This is a genomic window from Tenacibaculum sp. (assembly GCF_048269885.1).
Lineage (GTDB): Bacteria > Bacteroidota > Bacteroidia > Flavobacteriales > Flavobacteriaceae > Polaribacter.
Window position 1 is genome coordinate 44,651 of the sequence record NZ_JBLWTZ010000017.1, and the last position, 22,625, is coordinate 67,275.

The following is a 22,625-nucleotide window of genomic DNA, read 5'->3' on the forward strand; positions in this document are numbered from 1 at the left end:
AATGAAAAATAAAATTACACCATTTTTTTTACTGGCTATTTTACTGAGTCTTAACTTAACCTCTTGTAAAAATAAATCAGAAAAACCTATTAAGACAGAAAGCAACACAGTATTTAAAGTAGAAACAGATAATAAAGACACTATAAAGTATTCAGAAGAAGAAAGTAAGACTCTTGATAGTTTTAAAAGCCGTTTAAGGCCAGATGAACAATTAGAACTCAAAACAATTTATACCGATACTGTAACTTTTTTAAGTTACGATGATAATTATGATTATTGGTGTTTTTTAGCTAAAAAAAATAAGGATACTGTACAAGTAATGTATCAGGATATTTCGATAAATGAATTAGTGAAAGGAGATATAATTTCCATAAAATGGGAATTAAAAATTTTACAAGAAGCGGGGGATGAAGATATAACATACTTAAAACCGTGTTTAGTTTCATTTAACAAAATAAGTTCAAGTATATCTGCTAATAAAAGCATAAAAGTTTTATGGCGTGACACGGTGTATGACGAAGAATTAAAAACAGATATTAACACCATAGTACTTAATAAAGATTATCAAAAAAACATCACTGAACCCGAAAGAGCTGCTTTAGGTTTTGTTGCAACCTTTGTAGGGAACGAATGCGAATGGAGGAGTGGAAAACCTGATCAAAATAGAACTAACCTAGCGTGTAAACTTCTTTCTTATTTAAATTTGGGGTATCAATGTTCCGACAAGCATTTAGATTTCTTAAACCAATGGTTTTTAAAAGATACAGTATCATTAAAAAAGCTAAAACGTTGTCCTACTATACCTAATGGTGCTACCGTACAATCTACGTTTGATGAAATCTTGATGGAAACAGATATCGAAAAGCAAACAATTGTAATAAGCTATAAAGTTAGTGTGATAAACGTTCGAGAAAATAGTGTAAATCGCTATACGAAAATAGATACGTTTCAATATAATTCAGAGGGAATTCGATTGATCAATTCAGAAAAAAAAGCAAGAAATTCCTTTGTCGTCTCTTGCGGTTCTGGTTGTGCAATGATTTACTCAGAAAACAAAATAGTAATGAATCGTAATACCAAAGAAATAACATTCAAAATAGAAGTATTAGTGAATGAACTGTTATCAAAGGAATATGAAGAAACTTATCGCTATTCTTGTAACTCTTCAAATAACAAGGCAGAAATAAAATTAAAGGGAGATGACAAGGTTAAAACAGAGAAACTACCTTTAGAGGTACTGAAACAACTTAAACTATACATTCCTAAATTGTGCTCAAACTAATACAGTATGAAGACCTTACTTAAAGCAAAAAAAACTCACCTGTAAAGAACCTGAACCAGTTAATGGATTGATTATGCTTTTTAGGCTAAGTGTGTATGTAGATAAAGAATGAATAGCCAAATCTTTGCAAACATTGCAATGTGTAGAAGAGCATACTATCGAAAAAAATTAGGATACCAATTAGTTAATATAAACGAGCCCTTAAAACAAGTATGAGATATTTAAAGAAGGTAACCTTAAAGGTTTAGACTATGATGCTTGTTAAAAAAAGATTAGTGCTATACAGACTGTTTTTGATTAAAAAAGTTATGAAATGTTTATTAATAAAACATGTAAATGTAACCGATATAGTAATTTTTGGTACCGTATCTGATCTCTAAAACAATAAATATTAATAGGTGAAAAACATTATCTTACAATTAATAGTGCTTTTATTCCTAGTTAGCTGTACTTTTCCAGTTAACAAAGAAAAATTGGTGATTGAATTGGTTGACATGCGCATCATTCCTAGTAAGCTGGTACAAGTCATTAAAATAGGAGATTATGAAATTGCATATCAAGATAAAAGTACGTATTCAGATAGGTATCATTATCCCAATAATTACGCAATAGGTAAAGTAAACACCCAAAAAAACGACTATAAATATGTTACACACGTAAATGGAATTTCAGCAGTTGAAGAGTTTAAATATATTACGACTATTCTTGAAACTTTTGCAACCGATTCAACTTATGTTAGTGTAATCCTTAAGGAAGAAGAGAGTGTTAAAGTCAATATTTATAGAAAAACAAAAGAGTCTAAGTCAAAGTTTGTAATGTGGAAAAAGATACAATCTTCATACAAAACAGTTATATTTGAAACCGTCGAACTTGTCAATATGCATCGATTTAAAAACTGAGGAACGACATTACATAACCCCATACAAAGATAAAAGAGAAACAGAAAAGATTATTGCAAAATCTGAGAGTGGTATATTGTATACTACCATGTAGAGGAATTGCTTTTACGGGAGGTAATTTTAAACCAACGACATTTCATAATCAACACATTTTAAACTCTATTAAGTATCTACAAGCGTTACTTTAAAATTATTTTTTACATTTGCGTTGAATTAGAAATATACTATATATTTTATGATGAAAAAATTGCTTTTAGTTATCATTGCCTCAATGATGATATCGTGTAATGTATTACCTAAAAAAAAGACCTTACATTTAGCTTCTTCACCAATTGAGTTAGGGGTAATAGGAGAACAAAAAAGATCGATACAAAAAACAGCGTATCGTGTTTTTGGTATTCCCAGATATGAAACAAAAATTAAAGTAGCTGCGGTTATTCAAAGTTTTGATAAAACAACGTATAACAGGTATATAAAATCAATACAGCAAACTTCAAATGCGAATACAATAACGTATATAGATTCTATAGCAGAAAAACCAAAATTTATCGAACTACAAATTATGGACAAGGTTGGGGTGATAAGCGCTCTAAATAATGAAAATCCTGAAGTTTATAAGTATATAAAAAGTAATTACACAAGCTCATTAGTATCAAAAGTAAGAGTTGTAGTTACACCTTCAAACCTTGAAAAGATAAGAAAAACAAATGCGTTTTATTTGCAAACGCTTAATAATAAAGAACAGTATTTAATGCTATACCAAAATGGTAAACTTATAGATAAGCTAAACTTATATGGTATGGTAACGTTTGGATATGATCTATCATCATTTTGCTGGGAGTTAACAGATAGAAAAAAACTAAAAATTGGGGCTTTGTTAGACGAAGGAGAAAATTGTAATGAGAACACCAATAGAAACCCGAATAAGCTATTAGAACAATTAACTGAAAGTAGCTTTAAGTTTTAATAGAAGTTAGAAAAAGAAAAACAAAAATTGTTTATTATGAAAAAATACATTTTTATAACAGCGTCTATATTATCATTCTCTTTACACTCACAAACAACTGAATTAACTGCTTTAGCGGATAATGTTTGGAATAGTACAGATGAACCTAAAACGTTTTCAAAAAAACTTCAATTATCTTTTGTTAGACCAGTTAATGGTTTTCTTTCTTATGGAACAGTTTTAGCAGGTGGAAGTTACTCAACAACACAAGACGGTGGTACATTTCAATTATATTTTCCTTATGGGGAAGGAATAAATGGAGGTAATGCTCCTAAGATTAGGCTAGGAAAGTATAACAATCAAGGATGGAGTAATTGGGAAACATTTTACACATCTGCCAATGCGAATAAGAGTACTATAGATTGGAATGTAAAAGTACTTAAAGCAAATAAACTAATTTTTGATAATTCTCATTCTAATCCTAGCGCTTCGCCAAATAAAATCACTTTATGGCAAGGAGGAGACAACAACTATTTTGGCTTTGGAATTAGTAGTGGAGATTTGGATTATTTTAGCCAACATAACCATCGGTTTTACACAGGCTATAATGGTACTCCCGGATCAGAAAAGATGGTTATTAAGTCTGATGGAAATGTAGGGATAGGTGTAATATCCCCTGCTGAAAAACTACATGTAGAAGATAATGGAGATAGTAAAATAAAAATATCTACTACATCAACAAGTAATTCAGCTGGGATTACTTTTCAAGGTAAAAGAGCTACAAGTGGTAATTCAACACATTATATAGGAACAGAAGGGGTTAGTCATTTTAATTTAGGAATTAATGCAGATGAAAATTTATTATTAAAGACTAATGGGATTGAACGTCTTACTATAAGAACTAATGGCAATATAGGAATAGGTACGACAAATCCTGATGTTAAACTAGCTGTCAATGGAACTATACATTCAAAAGAAGTAAAAGTAGATTTGGTAGGTTGGCCAGATTATGTTTTTGAAAAAGAATATAATTTACCAACACTAAAAGAAGTAGCAAAGCATATTAAAGAGAAAGGACATCTACAAAATATACCAAGTGCAAAAGAAGTGGAAAAGAATGGAGTAAAGTTAGGAGAGATGAATAAGAAGTTACTTCAAAAAATAGAAGAATTAACCTTGTATACACTTCAACAAGAAAATAGGCTGAAAAAGCTAGAAGAAGAAAATAAAAATTTAAAGGATAAAACCAACAGAATAGAGGAGCTAGAAAAGAAAGTTGCTACTATTCTTAACAATATAAAATAAGATTTTGTGATAAAAAGAATTAGTTTTATAGTGCTATTCGTGATATCTGGAGTTGTTTTTTCTCAAAGCAACAATGAAAGTATACGAATTTCTACCTTAAGAGACCAGCTTAATGAGTTAACTACTAAAGTACCAGGGTTATTAAAACCTGTAGATTTTAATATAAGTAAGTCTCAATTGCCTACTTTTATTAGAGCAGTAGGAAAGGATAGTGAAGTTAACATTAGTGTAGATCCACAATTGTCAAACATCAATTTGACACACTCATTTTCTAATGCAAAAGTTATAGATGTATTGTTGTACTTGTGTAAAGAGTACAATTTGACTATAGAATTAACAGGAAATATTATATCACTTAATAAGTTGCCTCAGCAAAAGGAAGAGGTAAAAAAGTACGTGCCTAGAAATATACCTGTTACTTATGATAAAAGTAAAGATCTTTTTTCAATTGACTTACAGAATGATACTTTGTCTATAGCGTTTAAAAAAATAACAGATGTTACTGGAAAAAATCTAGTGTTTTCACCAGGGCTTGGCTATAAAAAAATATCTGGATATATAAAAGAAAAGTCATTTGAGAGTGCTGTAGATAAATTAGCGTTTTCTAATAATCTTACGGTAACAAAAACTAAAGATAATTATTACTTATTTGAAGGTTTTGTAGATAATACTGTTTCAAAAAATGTAAGAGATACTAGAAAGACACAAGTTAACCCTAGACCAGCTAGGTATAGAAATACCAATTTTTATTTTAAGATCTTAGATTCTATAAGTAAAAAATTAGAGGTAGATTTTGAAAACATAGCTATTGAATCTGTTATTAAGGATATTGGGTATGAATTAAATGTAAATAGCTTTACAAATATCCCATTAACAAATATTGGAACAGCTTCGGTAAAAGCAAGTGAAATTAGTTATGATAATTTACTAGAGAAAGTTTTAGAAGACACAGAGTATACTTTTAAAATAGAAAACAATATTTATTTCTTTGGTAAAAGAGAACAAAACTCCTTAAGAAATTCGGTTGTTATCCCGTTAATGCATAGGTCAATTGAAGTAATGAACCAACCGATGCAGAGTAGAAGAAGTAGTGCAAACTTTGGAAGTAACTCAAGTTTCTCTCAAAATAGCTTGTACAATAATAATTCTTCTTTTAATGGAGGGCAAAACTTTAACAGTCAGCAATCTAGGGGAGTGGGTAATAACTATCAACAAAGAATAAACAATACCGGTGGACAACCTTTTAGTAGTCATCAGTCTAAATCAGAAGCCTTAGTAAATATTTTACCTCAAGAATTAATTAAAGACTTAGAGGTTAAAACAGATATTGAACACAATGCATTTGTTGTTACTGGAGATCAGCAAAAAATTGAAAAATTCAAAAGTTTTATTAATAGAATAGATAAACCAGTACCTGTAATTTTAATAGAGGTTATGATTTTAGAGGTAAACAAAACCAATACGTTAAATGCAGGAGTAGAGTTTGGATTGGCAGAGAGTGAAGTTAAAGACGGTGGAAAAATTTTTTCATCAACAGACTTAACCTTAGGAGCAGCATCAATAAATAAAATAATAGGAGGTTTTAATGGTTTTGGAGCATTAAATGTTGGGAAAGTTACTCCAAACTTTTATGCACGTATCCATGCTATGGAGTCTAACGGAAACGTAAAAGTAAGGTCAACGCCAAAACTTTCAACTCTTAATGGGCATAATGCAACATTATCTAACGGAGTAACATCGTATTACGCGGTAACAAGAAGAGATGTAATAGGTTCGCAAAACCCGCAAACAACGGAGATAAAGAATTATTATCCAATAGACGCAAACTTGTCAATCTCTATTAGACCATTAGTAGCAGGAGATGAACAAATTACATTAAGCGTGAATGTGCTACAATCTAGTTTTAATGGAGAACGTATTGATGCGGAAGCACCTCCGGGTATGAACTCAAGAGAGTTTACATCAACAGTAAGAGTTAAAGATCAGGATGTAGTAATCTTAGGGGGATTAGAAGAAAATGTAAAGAAAAATTCTGGATCAGGAGTTCCTTTTTTGGCAAGAATTCCCGTAATAAAATGGCTATTCAGTAAAAGAACACGTACTGCATCTAAATCAAGATTATCTGTACTGATAAGACCTACCATTATTAAATAAATGAAATTTAGTAATTTAAAATACGGAAATATTTTTACAGCAATTGAATTTACTTTTGATGCTGAAGGTAATGAATGTATAAATTATTTAAAATTACAGAAAAAAAAGAATGAACTTATAGTTGTAGAAACTGTCTCTTTTACAAAATTAGATGAACTATTAATGTTTGCAAAAGATACATTGGTACCTACTTGTATCGTTTTTAATAATAAAAATGTAATTACAAAATTAGTCTCATTAATTTCTTTGTCAGGTAGAAAAAATGAAGTAATTCAATCTGCATTTCCCAATATAAGTACAGATGATTTTTTTTATGAAGTATACAAAGGAAAAGAAAAAGGATTAGTATCTATAGTTAGGAAGGAATACGTTAACAAACTACTAAGGCTTTTTAAAGAAGCTAAAATGAATATTGTAGCTTTTTATTTAGGAAACGGATTAGTAAAAAATATATTTTCATATATTTCAAAAGAGGTTATTTATACTTCTAATTCAAAGATTTATTTAGAAGGAAATGAGCTTTTAAGTATTGAAGAAAGTAAAGGAAATAGCAAAGGATATGATGTAAATGGTGTAGAGTTATCATGTGAAAATTTACTAGGCTTTTCTTCAATTTTATATTTTTTCTTTGACGTAATAATTCCTATTGAATCTAATAAAGAAAGTTGTGTAAAAGCTCTAAAAGAGGAATTCGTAAAAAAAAGATTGTTTTCTAAAGGACTTATGGTCTCTTTAATTTTCCTTTTTCTTTTGTTTCTAGTCAATTTTCTTTTTTTTAGTCATTATACTACCGAAATTCAAAAAGTAGAAGGAGAATTATCATCATTAAAAGATAACAAAGACTTTATTGAAGAGCTTAAAACAAAACGAGAAGGAAAAGCAGCATTAATTAATAATTTCAACTCTGTATTGGAATCTAAAATTTCATGGTATGTAGATGAAATTGCTTATGGAGTACCAAGTAGTATTTTGTTAAAAGAGATAACTTTTCAACCATTACAAAAAAAGATAAAAAAAGAAAAAGAAATTTTATATAAGAAAAATGTTTTTGTAGTTGAAGGAGAAGCTGTTGATAGTTATGAAATATCAAAATGGGTCGATGAACTAGCTAAATTAAAATGGGTTGATGATGTTGTTGTAAATGATTTAGAAAACAAAACAAGGCAAAAAAACTCTTTTACATTATTTATTACAATTATTAATGAAAAAGAATAGTTCAAATACAAATTTAATACTCTTAGTTGCAGGCTTTGTAATGGTGCTTTTGATTAGTTATCCGTTTACGATAAAAAAAACGATTGATTTAAAAAACAACTATAAAAAAGAACAGCAAAGGCTAAAATATGCGAAAAATGCTGATAAACTAATTAATACATTAGTGCAAGAGAATGTGTTTTTAGATTCAATATTAAAGGTGAATGACTTACAAGTTAATGCATCATTTCAACAGTTATTACTGAATAAAATAACAAAATATACGCAAGATACTTCAAGTCTAAAACTTACCTCTTTAAGTTCACCGCACAAGTTCGAATCAAAACAAATCAAAGAAACTTATGTTATTGAAGTTCAAGGAAGTTTTACAGCATTATTATCGTTTTTACATTATTTAGAAAATCAACGGTTAGGTGAGGTAACTTCTATAACTTTTATAAAAAATAAAAATTATAGAAAAAACACTTTTGAGTTGTTTCTAAAAATTTATTTACAAAAAGTAAAAACAAAGTGAAAAATAGTTGGGTAAAAAGTAGAAAATATTATTTTTGCGGAGATTTATAAGAAAACAAAACATTAGAAATACTATGAAAAAAATTGCTATAGGCTTAGCTTCTATGTCCTTAATTGTGTCGTTATTTACATTTTTTTATTCACAGAATACTTCAGAGTTAGTATATGTAGACGTAAATAAATTATTAGATGGTTATAAAAGAACTAAGGTAGTACGAGGAGAATTTGAAAAGAAAGCCAAGGTTTTAAAATCTAATGTAGATAGTTTAGTTACCGATTGGCAAAAAGAATTAAAACTGTACGAAAAAGAACGTTCAGGCTATTCAAGCAAAGAGTTGAAGTTAAAGCAAGAGTTGTTAGGAAATAAACAACAGCAAATAAACAACTATCAACAAGCTGTTCAAAAGCAAATTCAAGAAGAAGATAAAAAGGCAACCCAAACAGTTGTGAACGATATTAATGACTTCGTAAAGGAGTTTGGTAAGAAAAAAGGCTACAAAATTATTTTCGGAGCCAGTGGTTCTGGAAATGTAATGTATGCCGATAAGAGTGCTGACTTAACAGAAGAAGTGTTGCAGGGATTAAACTCAGACTTCGAAGGAAAGTAAAAAAAGCTAAAGAGGATAAAATAGACTGTTATTGCTATGAGTCGTATTTGTTTATTGTTGGCATCAATACTGATGCTTCTTAGTAGTTGTACATCAAAAACTTTTGAAACAAAGGAATTGATGTGGAAGTACTTACAAGACAAAAATCATAACTATTTACAAGAGAAAAATGTAAATGGTTATGATTTTACGTTGCTATACAAACCTACAGATTTATTAGTAGATCAGGAGTTGGGAGATGAAGTAACCTCAGAAAAGGTAGCCAAACTAAGAGAAAAGTATAGTCAGTATATTTACTTTACGTTGTCAATGTCAAGAGACAATAAAGAACTACTAAGTACTACTCCAAGAAACCGACAAGAATTTGGCGCTATGGTAAATGAGTTGGCTTTCGGAATGGATAAGAAAGTACATGTGTTTACTCCCAAGAAAGATACCTTAGACTTATTGGATTATGTATACCCGAGAATGTACGGAATGAGCAGAGCTACGACAATGCTGTTTGTATATCCCAGAGATGAGAAGTATTTACAAGAAGCATATTTAAACCTTACCATAGGAGATTTAGGAACCTATACAGGAGAAGTGAAGTTTAAAGTACCTACAAAAATTATAAAGAACGAACCTACAATAAAGTTTAAAAAATAATTGTCATTGCGAGGAAGGAAACGACCGAAGCAATCTATTTATAGAAAACCAACCAAATATGATAAAGAATAAACAAACCAGAAGAACCATTGCTATTTTTTTATTGTTATTTTCACTAGTCTGTAAAATAAATGCACAAGGTCCAATATCTCCTGAGGTTACAGCATTTGAACCAGTGGATGCTACCGACATGGTAAATTTAGTTACAGGAGACTTAAGCTATGTACTGCCTATATTGAATATACCTTCTCCTGAAGGAGGCTACCCTTTAGCATTGAGTTATCATGCAGGTATAGCGATGGATCAAGAGGCCTCATGGGTAGGCCTTGGTTGGAATATTAACCCAGGTGTTTTAAATAGATCGGTGAGTGGAATTCCGGATGATTGGGGAGGAGATTCAAAAATTAAAGAGTTTTTTTATGACAAAGGCTATGAAGAAAATTATTATAGTTTTTCAATAGGCGGGGCTTTACCTAATGGAATTACTATTGGCTTAGGTGCTTCTTGGGGTAGTAATAGAGCTTTTGGAGGATCAGTGTCTTTAGGGCATGTGTCTTATGGAAGGTTAACTATAGACTCAGAAACTGGACCAAGTTTTAGTACTGGTCTTTCCGCTGGAGGTCTTAGTTTAGGAATGTCTTCTAATTCAGGTCTGAGCTTTGGAGTTAGTACTGGTTTGGGAAATACTGGATTAATGTTAGGAGGTCAGTTTAATACTTCTTCAGGTTTTTCAGGAAGCATAATGCTAAGCAGAGAGAATTCAATAGGAGTGTCCTTGAACTCTAATGGTTTCTCTGCTAGTTATAATAATAATAGTGTATCGTCTTTTGGGTCTATATCTAAAGTAAATAAGGATGACATTTATTTTAATGATGATACAAGTGGTTTTGGATTAGATTTGGGTTTCTTTTGGATAGGTTACAGTCATAGAAAAATTGAATATCAATTATATAAGTTTGAAGAATCTAAAACTACAGGTATTTTATATCCTTATGCTAATAATAGCATTGAAAATTTCTTACAAAATAAGGATTATTTCATGGATTTAATGATTTATGATGTGAATTCTCATATCAGTTGGGTTTCACGTTATAGTGCAGATTTTCTCTATCCAGATTATGATAGATATAATTTGAATGCTCAAGGGTTATCTGGAAGTATTTCACCAGCTTTTTTTGAAGAAGTACCACTTTATTTAAAAGGTGAAACTTATAGATCTGATTATTATGGTAACGGCAAATATGTTACAGATTATAATAAAGAATTTGTAGTAGATCCAGTAGAAGCAGGTGCAAGTATATATAAATTGAATAATAAGGTTAATTTCCATTTTAATAAATCAGTAAACTCTTTTTTAAGAATTAGTAAGCAAGGTACAACAAGACCTTTTGGAGATGGAGTTGCAGGGACATCACCATCAGAAATGTTACAGTTTACTTCTATTAATGATGTAAAATATAATACTATTCAGACTTCTAATGGAGATTTGTTAAAATCAAATAATAGAAAAAGAGAAGGAAGTTATATTCAAACATTTACTAATCAAGATATTTTATCTTCTACTAATAATGTTCCTTTTTTTGAAGCAAAAGGAATAGATAGAAATGATGTTGAATTTGAAAGAGAAGGTATCGGAGCTTTCCAAATTACGGCTATGGATGGAAAAACGTATCATTATTCTTTACCTGTATATAATTTTGAAAATGTATATAGAAATATAGGTGATAAAGAAACTGAGGAAGAAGCTTTTTATGAAAAGATTCAAACAAAACAGTATGCAACACATTGGTTACTAACAGCTGTAACAGGACCTGATTATGTTGATGTAAATAATAATGGTGAGTTAGATAGTGAAGATTATGGGTATTGGGTAGAGTTTGAATATGGCAAATGGTCTGACGGATTTGGTTGGAGAACACCTAGTGTAGGTTTTGATAGATACTATGAAAAAAATTATTATTCATGGGGAAGAAAACAAATTTATTATTTAGATGCTATTAGAACAAGAACACATACAGCTTTATTTGTAAAATCATTAAGGGAAGATAATCAAGGGGCTGAAATAATTAGAAGAAATAAGAGCTATTTTTCAGGAGAATTTAATGTTACGGATTATAGTAAAAGTTATGTTTCAAGAAAAGAGGAAAAAATAGGTGATTATGATTTATTTTATGATAGTAATGGAAAAATTGTATCAGTAGCAAAAGTTGATTCAAAAAGAAGATTAGCTCAGTATCTTGATATACCAAAAAACAAAACACTAAAACTATCAAAAATTATTCTTATAAAAAATAATAAAAGTGTTTTACAAAGTTTAAGTAAAAACATAGGACAAAATTTAACTTCAATACAAAAGGGTAATATCCATTTTAATAATGGATATAATGCAACTATGTATGTACCATATATTACTTATACTAACCCTAATATATTAACATCTTTTAATAGTCATTTTAGTGATAAAGTGTTAGATGTAAATGATATTGATAATTTAAATATAGAAAAAGAAGCAACTAAGGTTATAACTTTTAACTATAATTATGAGTTAGCTAAAAACACTCCAACATCACAAAACATATCAAAAGGTAGGCTTACGTTAAAAGAGGTAGTTGTTGCAGGAAAACAAAGTACAGTTTTAATTCCTCCATATAAGTTTGAATATCTAAATACTGAAAATTATGATAAAGCAAATGTTGATGATTGGGGGTATCATAAAACTAAACCTTGGATGTGGAGCTTAGACCAAATAACAACCCCAACAGGATCTAAAATTAAATTAGAGTATGAGTCGGATTCCTATAAAGATGAAGCCATAAGAAAAAATGATGTTAATACTAAATTGTATACTTATGCTCTTTATGCGGATGACCCAAATTTAGATCCAAATGACCCTTACGCTGGTAATGAGATTTTAGATGTTCAAAAAGTAGGAGAAGATTATTTTGTTTATTTCGACCCAAATCTAAAAGGTACAAGCCTTAGTATAGAAGACAGCTTTTATATAAATGAAAAAATAGACTTAAAATATTATAATGCACGTTATTATGATGGGCAACGTTGGAATAGCAATCAAGAATCTTTATATTCTACGAAATGTGTGATAGAAGAAATTAACACTACTGAATATTATATGAAATTAAAGTTTATAGAGCATGGATTTGGTGGACGTTATTTAGATTTTTGTGGAGCGGATTTAAGACCAGTAAATGAGACAGGTGAAGGAGATGAATATTGTAGATTATCTTATTCTCTAGTAAGTAATTCATCATCATACACTAGTGCAGAGAACCCAAATGGAAAGCTAGGAGGGGGAATACGAGTAAAGAATATACAAGTACAAAACGATACAGGAGTATCTAGTTCAGTAAATTATTATTACTTATCTAATGATAGAGTTTCAGGCATTACTTGCTATACACCCAAAAGTGATGATAATAGATTTAGGACTTCATTTGTAAAATACTCAAAAGATATTCCCTCTCCAGGGGTGTTCTACAGTAATGTTCAAGTTGTTTCTTTAGATTCAAATGAGAAAGTCATTGGAACTGAAAAATATGAATTTGAAACGCTTAGTCCTTATTATTTAAATAGTCTTTATAATCTCAAAACTTATACATTAGATAATGGTATAAAAGTGAATCTTTCTGTAACAGAGAAAATATCAGGAGAAATAGAAAATGTTTTTTATGAGTATACCTTAAAGGATTATAGTTCTAATTTAGGAAGGTTGCTAAGAATTCAAAAATTTAATAAAGAAGATCAACTATTAAGTGATATTAAATATAAGTACAAAAAGAATCTAGATAAAGACAGTCAAATAGGTGTGAATCAAGAAACTTTTAGAGCTATTCAAAGGTTGGAACAAGACGACCTTTATAATAATTATGGTTCTGACCGTGTAGGCTATTTCTATGGCTTATTTAGTAAAGTTAATTACCCAAGTGTATTAGAGAGTGTAGAGGAGACCTCAGGAGGCTTGACAGTTACTAAACATTTTGACAAGCACGACTTTTTAACGGGTCAGGTTTTAGAGACTCGAACTTATGCCAGTGATGGAACAGCGTTCAAAACAAAGGCAGTCCCAGCTTATACCATAAATGAGTATTCAAAAATGGGCTCTAAGGTTGATGATATTAACAATAAAAACATGTTGACTCAAGAGGCTGCTAACTATAGTTATATATATAAGGATAATGATTGGAAGCCTTTAGGAGTAGGTATCACTACATGGAATAACGTTTGGGATTATATTGGTAATAACGGAAACTCAATTATAGATGAAGAGTTAAATAATTACCCTAATGATGGTATTGGGCAACAGCAAAGGGCAGAATTTTTAGAGAAAATAAAAGTTTGGCGTAAGCATAAAACGTATACTTGGAAAGGAGCTAAGAACGAAGATGGTACCTTAGATTTTACAGAAGCAGATGGTTCGGTAGATTTTAACTGGGGCATTGGATTAGCTCAAACAACAAATTGGCAAGAGACTAGCAATGTGACTAAGTATAATCAATTCTCTCAACCGATAGAGATAAAAGATATCAATGGTAATTATGCAGCTACCAAAATGGGGGATAATTATTCAAAGGTAATTGCTACAGCCAATGCAGGATATGACGAGATGCATTATAGCGGAGCAGAATATTTATCAAGCGAGAATCCTTCATATTTTGACGGAGGGATTTCTTCACAAGGGCGCACAGCAGATAAAGCACATACTGGTAAGTATAGTGTAAAAGCAACTTCAAGTGTTCAAGGGTATTTGTTAACGATGCGTAATTCAAAATATCGTCCAGGGAAGTATAAAGTATCGGTATGGGTTGATAAGGCTAATTATGGAAATATTCGTATAAATGATGGAAGTTTAAAAGCGTTTAATGGAGAGAAAGTTTTTGCAGGAGAATGGGTTTTAATGACACATTATTTTGATCTTACAACAGGAGATAAAAATATTTACGTAACAGTAAGCTCAGGTACTTCTTACATTGATGATTTTAGGTTACACCCAGTGAGTTCAAGTATGATGAGTTATGTATACAACGAGTGGGATGAAGTAAGTTATATTACAGGAGCAAATGGATTATCTACCCATTATATTTATGATGCAGCAGGTAGGTTAATAGAAACACAAGTAGAAACAGTCACTAATGTGTCGGCAGGTATTGAAGGAGGTTTTGAGAAAGTTTCAGAGAACAGGTATAATTATAAAAGAAATAATCAATAAGAAGAGCTATGAAAAAAGTACAAATACTATTGAGTGTTTTATTATTGTTGTTAACAAGCACTTTTTTTGCCCAGGAAGAGCGATTAGCTTTTGAGCCTATAGATGGAGACTATCCATGTGAGGTAACAATTAAGTATAATAACATAGTACTAGGTTTTGAAACTATACCATTAAGTAATGGTTCACATACACTCACATTTTCAGTGAGCTCAAAATATTGTTATGAAGGGTTAAAAGTTTTAACCTATGAAAATTGGTTTTCATTTACCCCCTCAAATTTTTTCAGTGGAGGTACTTTAACAGTAACAATACCATCTAATGACACACCAAACAAAAGATATGCATCAATAAGTTTAGTAGAAGATGCGGGAGATGAGATGTATGGATTAATACCAGGGGGAAATATACGCATAGAGCAACAAGGTAACCCTAATTTAAACACGTATTATTTAGATTCAGATAGAGATGGTTTTGGTAATTACGATGCAAAACCTATTTATGCAAGTAGTACTCCAGCTTCTAATGAACTAGGAGATTTTGTTACCAATAAACTAGATTATTGTCCTTTTGAAGCAAGTTCTAGAAATAATGGTTGTGAAGATGATTTAGACGATCGATATAAGAACTGGGTAAAGTCGAAAAGTTATGATATTACAGGTAAGTTGGTAGGAGCCGGAAAATCGTATTATGACGATTTAGGAAAGTTAGAGCAATCACAGAGTTATGATATTAAGAAAAAGAATACGTGGGCAAGTCAAACTTTTTATGATTCACAAGGGCGCCCAGGGTTACAAACACTAAGTGCTCCAATTACTCCAGAAGAAAGTCCTGTGTCATTTGGATTTAGGGGTGATTTTGTAAAGAAGAATGACGGAAGTTTATTAACAACAAGTGATGTCGAATCGGAAGATGTAGCTAATTCAGTAATTATAAAGCCCGATTCTAATCCATTAGGATCTCACTATGCCAATAGAGAAGCATTTCAAGACCAGACGACTCGTCCTTATTCACGAACACTGTATAGCACGTTAAATCCAGGGGCGGTAAAACAGACTGTAGGAGGAAATAAGCACGATACTAGTGGTGATGGTACAGTAACAGAGGCAGATGGATGGAAACGAGGTTATAGTTTTTCAATGCCAGCAGCCCAAGAGATGTACTATGTTTTTGGTTATAATGCATTTCCAAGTAACCCTTCGGTAGCTGATACGTATACTAATATTTCAGCAGTATTGAATAATACCAATAATCATATAGTATGGTTAAAGGCAGGAAAAAGTGTTGTGCAAGATGAAAAAGGAAACGAAGCCGTCGTATTTACAGATGCAGATGGGAAGACATTAGGAGCCGCTCGTGCGGGAGGAGCTAAACAGTATGAAGTGTTATCATTGATTGGAGAACAAAAGTATATTGATATTCATATTCCAGAAGGGTGTAACAATACTGCTACTTTATTAGGAAACCCTGCAGATTATAAGATATACAATTTAAAGACAGAAAAGAATGATGGAGATATCACAAAAGCAGGTTTTTATCGTGTAGAGTATATAGGAGCTAACAATTTAACCAAGAGTCATGCGCTTACCTATATTGATGGGAACAAAAAAATTCAACCAGTACTATCAGGTGAAGCTGTGGGTGTTCGTTATAAGGTGAACTATTACGATTATAGCTTAAACTATTATAACGAAGTAGGACAATTAACAGCGAGTTTGCAACCTCTAGGATTTAATCCTTCTTGTTTAGATGAGTTAAAAGCTACGGTAAGCCATGATGATAATTTAAAGAGTTCCTATTCGTATAATTCATTAGGTCAGTTAGTGTCAACCACAAGTCCAGATGAAGGAATGGCTAATTTTAAGTATCGAAAAGACGGACAAATACGTTTTTCACAAAACTCAAAACAAGCGGCTGTAGGAGAATTTTCATATACAAACTATGATGCGTTAGGACGTCCAACAGAAAGTGGAGTAGCTTCAGGAACATTTTCTACACTTGATGGAGATATGACTAATAGTTTTTCAGGAACACGTAAAGAACAACACTTTACAGAATATGATTACTTGTCTGCAACAAGTCAAACAAGACTTAATAGTTTGGTAAGTACTATGTATGAAACTCCTACTTTTTTATCAGGAAATGTAGCGTATACCTATAATACAAATGAATCAGGAGCAAAAATATCAGAAACTTTTTATAGTTATGATGTATACGGTCGTGTAAAATGGATGGTACAAAAAAGTAGTGGACTTTCTAGTGCTAAAACAATTGATTATGAATACGATCCTGTAACGGGTCAAGTAACTAAAGTATATTTTCAAAAAAACACTTCAGAGCAATTTATTCATTGGTATAGTTACGATCCCGATACACAAGCTTTAACAGAGGTGAAAACCTCTACGGATGGAAGTACATTCACTCCACATGCAACGTACAAGTACTATAAAAATGGAGCATTAAAACGAACTGAATTAGCAGGAGGCATTCAAGGAATAGATTATGTATATAATTTAAACGGACAATTAAAAGGAATCAATCACCCAGACCTAACAAGTACACAAGATCCAGGAGGAGATAATACCGATTTATTTGGCTTACAGTTAAATTATCACGTGGGAGATTATATTCGTGATAGTAGATTTAAAACCAATGCAATAACAGGGTTTACAGACCAGTTTAATGGTAATATCAAAGCCATGAAATGGAATACAAAAAATAATCCAACAGAAACTAGTACTACAGCATTAGAATACAGGTACAAATACGATAAGAACAATTGGCTACAAGAAGCGAAGTTTAACGGAACAGGGGTTGCACAGGCCAATGCACCAGAAACGCTTACTCTTAACACTTTAGTGAGTAACACCCAAGATAAACAAGCAACAAATTCCATAACATTACAACCAGGTTTTGAAGTAAAAGCGTCTACTTCCTTAACATTTTCTGCAAAAATAGTATCTCCAAGCTCAGGAAACTACCAAAATGGAGATTACGATGTAAATAATATTACGTACGATGCAAACGGAAACATACTAAGTTTGAATAGAAATAAAAATACTGAAGGAGGAGATAATGGTATGGATGCACTAACGTATGAATATAAAGGAGTAAAATCTAATAAGTTAGATCGTGTAATAGATGCTAAAGGAAATGTTGGTGTACAAGATATTGGAACACAGAATGCAGGAAATTATGTGTACAATAGTATTGGTCAATTAATAGAAAACAAGGCAGAAAAAGTAACATATGAGTACAATGCAAGTGGTTTAGTAACCAAAGTATTATATAATGATAAAGTACGTGTAGCCTTTGTATATGATGACAAAGGACAACGATTACAAAAAATAAGCTATAATAGTACAGGGACACCAACAAAGACCACCAATTATGTACGCAATGCAGCAGGGAGTGTATTAGCAATTTATGAGGGTACTACTCTAAAAGAATTACCAATTTACGGAGCAAATAGGTTAGGAGTATACAATAAAGAAACTAGTACAAGCGTTTACCAATTAACCGACCATTTAGGAAATGTACGAGCAGTGATTGCAAAACAAGGCTCAAATGCGGTAGCAATAAGTAGGACTGATTACTATCCTTTTGGTATGCCAATGCCAAATAGACAAATCATTAATGGAGAACCTTATAGATATGCCTATCAAGGACAGGAGAAAGACCCAGAAACTGGGAAGGAAGCGTTTCAATTACGTTTATGGGACGCTAGAATAGGAAGGTGGTTAACTACTGATCCAAAAAGAGAATTTAATTCTCCTTACTTAGGTATGGGGAATAACCCGATGAATAAAATTGATCCTGATGGAGGTGAAACGGATGATTGGTATTTAAATTTAAAAACTGGGAAAACGGAATGGCATGAAGGTAGTGCTGATTTAAGTGCTCAAGGGCTTATTAATGTAGGAGATGATAATGCTTCTTGGGGAGAGATTCACGATAATATTGCAGTTTTAGGATTTGAAAAAATAAAAGCTTTTACTTATGACACAAGAGCGGCTTATTCTATTTATGCATTAAACGTCTACAAATCTGCAGCATCGGATATATCTAACGCATTTTTACCTGTAGATTTATTTGGTTCTAATTTAGGGGTAAAACCTGGTAAAGGGACGAATAATAAATTAAGAGGTTCTGGTCCTGCTCCTGGTGTAATAGAAGTTAGTAAAAGAGCTAAATCATTAGGCAGATTTAGCAACTATAGACCTAAAAACTCGGTTGAGTTTATTTTTGACCCTAAAAGTAATACTCTGTTAGTAGGAAATGTTAAATATTCAGTAAAAGGTCTGTCTCCCCATCAAAACCTTGCATTGTCTCTTGGTAAAAGCAGAAGTGGAAATGTAGTTGGAGGTATGTTTAAAAGGAATAGTAACGGAGATATAATGACTAATGAAATGTCAGGGCATTATTGGAAAAACTGGACACCAGAAGTAAGAACGCAATTTAATAGTTTTATGAAATCATATACTAGTCATGTTGGTAAACATAATCATAGTATGGGACCATCGTTTTAATTTTAGTCAGTGTGGATTATATAAATATTATAGAGGATAAAGATAAGGGATATTCGTTATTCATTGGGAAAGATGGATGGTTAATAATTGATGAAGGTGTAAAAATTTTAGTAGGTTTTAAAGAATCTGATAAGACAATAGCTTTTTTAAGGTTATTAGAGATTGACCCCCAAACACTTTTCAGTAGTTTACAAATGTATTTTAAAGAAAATAAAATTATAGATATTTTTCCATTTAAAGAACTTTTAGGTTTGATTTTTAAAATGGAATCAAATTATTGGTTGTTTTTATATTTAAATTTTCTTCATAAGAATAAAATGAAGATAGACTGGTTAAGTGAGGAAGTGTTATCATTTAATTGGGTAGACAAAGCTAATTTAAGAAGTTATAATAAAGCAATAATTCCTCCGCACCTTGACATTTAGCATTAGCGTAATGGCAAGCATTAAAAGGAAGTTTAAAAAGAAACGAGCATATTATTAGCCATTTGCAATGGCAATACAAGAAGTTACAAAAAAGCTACTTTGCATTGGGTTGTGAGGTAATTTTTTTGTTTTTAGATAGTTTTTTAAGTTTAGTAGCTTTTACAAGGTTATCAATAAGGTAAAAAATATGTTTTTTATCCCCCGCTCCCGCTAGTTTATAACTAGTGGCGGTTATGAGTAAGCAGGTAAGAGTAAGAAAATACCAATAGTAAATTATAAAGGCTACTTTAATGTAAGAATTAGAGTAGTTTTTTGTTATCAGGAGGTTTGTTTTGGGTAATTAAAGGAATTAATATTAAGCGTCATTACGAGGAGTATGCGACGAAGTAATCTGTTTATTTTGAGTTTGTATTGTTGTTTTGAGTTCTGTATTTTAATATTGTTTTGTCTCATTCTATTATGCTTAAAATAGCGGTTCTAATACCCCCGCTCCCGCTAGTTTGTAACTAGTGGCGGTTATGAGTACGCAAAGTAATAAAAGAAATAATATAAGCTACTTTAATGTAAGAGTTAGAGTAGTTTTTTGTTGTCAAAAGATTTACTTGTTTTGGGGAATTAAAATAAATAATTTTAAGTACCATTACGAGGAGTATGCGACTGAGAAATCTGCTTCTTTATGACATAGAAACTACAAGGTTCAGCGGAGCTAAATCCCCGCTCCCGCTAGTTTGTAACTAGTGGCGGTTATGAGTAAGCGGGTAAGAGTAAGAAAATACCAACAGTAAATTATAAAGGCTACTCTAATGTAAGAATTAGAGTAGTTTTTTGTTTTTCTAACCTTTGTTGCCACTAGTAAATACTAGCGGTAGCTGTGAAGAATTGACGGGTGCAATTATCAATAAAATAATTAAGAAACTGTTTTACAGTAAAATGTAAGGTAGTTTTTGTATTTTAGTAAAGCCATGAGTAGAAATTATAAATTTCATAATAAATCAGGACTTTATTTTGTGTCATTTGCTACAATTAACTGGATAGATGTGTTTACGAGGCAAGTATATTTTGATGTGTTAGCAGAAAGTATTAATTATTGTAGAAAAGAAAAAGGAATGGAGTTGTATTGTTATTGCTTTATGCCAAGTCATGTACATTTTATATTTCGATCAGCCAATGAGCAACCGTCAGGACTATTAAGAGACTTTAAACGACATACTTCAAAAAAAGTTATAAAAGCTATTAAGGATAATCCGCAAGAAAGCAGAAAAGAATGGTTGTTGTGGATGTTTGAACGAGCAGGAAAAAAGAATGTAACTACGCGTAAATACCAGTTTTGGCAACAGCATAACAAACCTATAGAGCTATGGAGTGAAAAAGTTATCAAACAAAAAATAGACTATATTCATAACAATCCTGTAGAAAGTGGTTTTGTAATAAACCCAGATGATTGGAAGTATTCAAGTGCTAGAAATTACCAAGAGGATGAGACTATACTAGAAATAGATAGTATTGGTTTTTTAAAATGATGTTTGATTTACTATAAAGACCACCAGTTACAAATTAGCAGTAACTATCGTAATAATCTTTTGATTGAGTTGTTGTATGTTGTTTTGAGTTCTGTAATGTAAAGATTGCTTCGCTTTACTGTGTTTCGCTCGCAATGACAGTTCTAGTGTGTCATTACGAGGAGTGTGAGACGAAGTAATCCACTTATACGAAGTTTGTATATGTTCTTTCGAAATAGCAACATTATTCACACTAAAAAAGCTATTAGGGTAAATAGTATTTTTTTACATTTGTAGGAGGTTAGAAGTATATTATTACTTTCTATTCAAGAAAAATAAATTGTATTATATGAAAATAAAGTGGACAATCTTATTAGCTTTTGTAATTGTTTTAGTAGCTGCATGTGAAGCAGTGTTTGTAGATGATATTTCAGACAAAGCAGTAACCGTTACAGCTCCAAAAGAAGGGGTGAGCTTACCAGAAGGGAGTATTTCTTTTTTATGGGAACGTATTGAAGGAGCAGAGAAGTATCAATTACAGGTAGCGAATCCAAATTTTGAAAACGCAGCACAAGTAGTATTAGATACAACAATCAGTAAAAACTCTTTTGCAAAAGCATTGACAAAAGGAAATTATGAATGGCGAGTGAGAGCAAAAAACTCAGAGTACGAAACACCTTATACCTCACAAGCTTTTTATGTATATGAAGGGGATATTACGACGAAAGAATTGGTGTTAACCTCACCCAAAGATGATGTCATGACAAATGTATCTAATCAAACGTTATCTTGGGAAAAATTACCAGAAGCGGTAGAGTATAGAGTCCAAATTTGGAAACCAGATACCAACGGGACTTTAGAAGAAGATACAACCATAACTAACACAACGATTGATGTTGATTTCTCTGATGGAACCTATACATGGCAGGTTAGACCGCAGAGCAGCACACAAAATGGTAAATATGTATCAAGAAAACTAACTGTTGACACGGTAAAACCCAATATCCCTGAAAACACAACACCAGCAGATGCTAGTTCACAAACAGAAACTACGGTGAGCTTTACTTGGAAAAGAGAAAATATAGCAGGAACGAGTGAATTAGATAGCTTATACGTTTATACAGATGAAAGCTTAAATAATCTAGCTTTTAAAGCTGAGGGAACAGACAAAAGTTTTACACAAGAAAATGTAGAAGCAAAAGCATACTACTGGTATATTGAATCTTTTGATAAAGCAGGGAATAGAAGCGACAAAAGTGAAGTAACGAGTTTTACAGTTAACTAACTGTAGTTTTAAGAAAAACGAAAAACCGTAAAAATCAATGTAGTTAACTTTCCTTAAGGAAGAAATTTGCATTTTTGAGATTTAGCTTCGCTGAAC

Annotated in this window: 14 protein-coding genes; all 14 read left to right on the forward strand. The window is 31.5% G+C overall.

The features are described from left to right. The first annotated feature begins 1 nt into the window (after nt 1). The 14 genes from ACN0WY_RS13085 (at nt 2) to ACN0WY_RS13150 (ending at nt 22,529) form a co-directional block, all read left to right on the forward strand. The gene (locus ACN0WY_RS13085) at nt 2-1,282 is read left to right on the forward strand and encodes a hypothetical protein (protein ID WP_417800645.1); all 1,281 of its coding nucleotides are present in this window, start codon (nt 2-4) and stop codon (nt 1,280-1,282) included. A 398-nt stretch (nt 1,283-1,680) separates the two neighbouring features. Continuing rightward, nucleotides 1,681-2,181 (forward strand): hypothetical protein, encoded by a 501-nt coding sequence (locus ACN0WY_RS13090; RefSeq protein WP_330486986.1) that lies wholly within the window; start codon nt 1,681-1,683, stop codon nt 2,179-2,181. Between the two features lie 235 nt (nt 2,182-2,416). Further along, entirely contained in the window at nt 2,417-3,148 is a 732-nt protein-coding gene (locus ACN0WY_RS13095; protein ID WP_417800646.1) for a hypothetical protein, read from the forward strand. 36 nt (nt 3,149-3,184) lie between these two features. Next, entirely contained in the window at nt 3,185-4,432 is a 1,248-nt protein-coding gene (locus ACN0WY_RS13100) for a hypothetical protein (RefSeq protein ID WP_330486984.1), read from the forward strand. 6 nt (nt 4,433-4,438) lie between these two features. After that, nucleotides 4,439-6,586 (forward strand): type II secretion system protein GspD, encoded by a 2,148-nt coding sequence (locus ACN0WY_RS13105; RefSeq protein WP_417800647.1) that lies wholly within the window; start codon nt 4,439-4,441, stop codon nt 6,584-6,586. Next, a complete protein-coding gene (locus ACN0WY_RS13110) occupies nt 6,587-7,801 on the forward strand; it encodes a hypothetical protein (RefSeq protein WP_417800648.1) in 1,215 nt (404 codons plus the stop codon). Then, on the forward strand, nt 7,788-8,315 hold the full coding sequence (locus tag ACN0WY_RS13115) for a hypothetical protein (RefSeq protein WP_417800649.1): 528 nt from the start codon (nt 7,788-7,790) through the stop codon (nt 8,313-8,315). The genes ACN0WY_RS13110 and ACN0WY_RS13115 overlap by 14 nt, the downstream gene beginning before the upstream one ends. Nucleotides 8,316-8,388: 73 nt before the next feature. Then, nucleotides 8,389-8,922 (forward strand): OmpH family outer membrane protein, encoded by a 534-nt coding sequence (locus tag ACN0WY_RS13120; protein WP_330486980.1) that lies wholly within the window; start codon nt 8,389-8,391, stop codon nt 8,920-8,922. A 36-nt stretch (nt 8,923-8,958) separates the two neighbouring features. Then, complete coding sequence (locus tag ACN0WY_RS13125; RefSeq protein WP_417800650.1) at nt 8,959-9,570, forward strand: hypothetical protein; 612 nt, start codon at nt 8,959-8,961, stop codon at nt 9,568-9,570. 58 nt (nt 9,571-9,628) lie between these two features. Beyond that, complete coding sequence (locus ACN0WY_RS13130; RefSeq protein ID WP_417800651.1) at nt 9,629-14,794, forward strand: hypothetical protein; 5,166 nt, start codon at nt 9,629-9,631, stop codon at nt 14,792-14,794. Nucleotides 14,795-14,802: 8 nt separating this feature from the next. Beyond that, the gene (locus tag ACN0WY_RS13135) at nt 14,803-19,320 is read left to right on the forward strand and encodes a polymorphic toxin type 43 domain-containing protein (RefSeq protein WP_417800652.1); all 4,518 of its coding nucleotides are present in this window, start codon (nt 14,803-14,805) and stop codon (nt 19,318-19,320) included. An 11-nt stretch (nt 19,321-19,331) separates the two neighbouring features. Further along, the gene (locus tag ACN0WY_RS13140; protein WP_417800653.1) at nt 19,332-19,745 is read left to right on the forward strand and encodes a hypothetical protein; all 414 of its coding nucleotides are present in this window, start codon (nt 19,332-19,334) and stop codon (nt 19,743-19,745) included. 962 nt (nt 19,746-20,707) lie between these two features. Continuing rightward, nucleotides 20,708-21,265 (forward strand): REP-associated tyrosine transposase, encoded by a 558-nt coding sequence (locus tag ACN0WY_RS13145; protein WP_417800654.1) that lies wholly within the window; start codon nt 20,708-20,710, stop codon nt 21,263-21,265. A 328-nt stretch (nt 21,266-21,593) separates the two neighbouring features. Then, a complete protein-coding gene (locus tag ACN0WY_RS13150; RefSeq protein ID WP_417800655.1) occupies nt 21,594-22,529 on the forward strand; it encodes a hypothetical protein in 936 nt (311 codons plus the stop codon). Nucleotides 22,530-22,625 lie beyond the last annotated feature (96 nt).

Bases quoted from the DNA above. Each gene is read 5' to 3' on its own strand.
- ACN0WY_RS13150 (WP_417800655.1), top strand. From the start codon at position 21,594: ATGAAAATAAAGTGGACAATCTTATTAGCTTTTGTAATTGTTTTAGTA.
- ACN0WY_RS13135 (WP_417800652.1), top strand. From the start codon at position 14,803: ATGAAAAAAGTACAAATACTATTGAGTGTTTTATTATTGTTGTTAACA.
- ACN0WY_RS13130 (WP_417800651.1), top strand. From the start codon at position 9,629: ATGATAAAGAATAAACAAACCAGAAGAACCATTGCTATTTTTTTATTG.
- ACN0WY_RS13085 (WP_417800645.1), top strand. From the start codon at position 2: ATGAAAAATAAAATTACACCATTTTTTTTACTGGCTATTTTACTGAGT.
- ACN0WY_RS13095 (WP_417800646.1), top strand. From the start codon at position 2,417: ATGATGAAAAAATTGCTTTTAGTTATCATTGCCTCAATGATGATATCG.
- ACN0WY_RS13110 (WP_417800648.1), top strand. From the start codon at position 6,587: ATGAAATTTAGTAATTTAAAATACGGAAATATTTTTACAGCAATTGAA.
- ACN0WY_RS13100 (WP_330486984.1), top strand. From the start codon at position 3,185: ATGAAAAAATACATTTTTATAACAGCGTCTATATTATCATTCTCTTTA.
- ACN0WY_RS13115 (WP_417800649.1), top strand. From the start codon at position 7,788: ATGAAAAAGAATAGTTCAAATACAAATTTAATACTCTTAGTTGCAGGC.
- ACN0WY_RS13120 (WP_330486980.1), top strand. From the start codon at position 8,389: ATGAAAAAAATTGCTATAGGCTTAGCTTCTATGTCCTTAATTGTGTCG.
- ACN0WY_RS13125 (WP_417800650.1), top strand. From the start codon at position 8,959: ATGAGTCGTATTTGTTTATTGTTGGCATCAATACTGATGCTTCTTAGT.
- ACN0WY_RS13145 (WP_417800654.1), top strand. From the start codon at position 20,708: ATGAGTAGAAATTATAAATTTCATAATAAATCAGGACTTTATTTTGTG.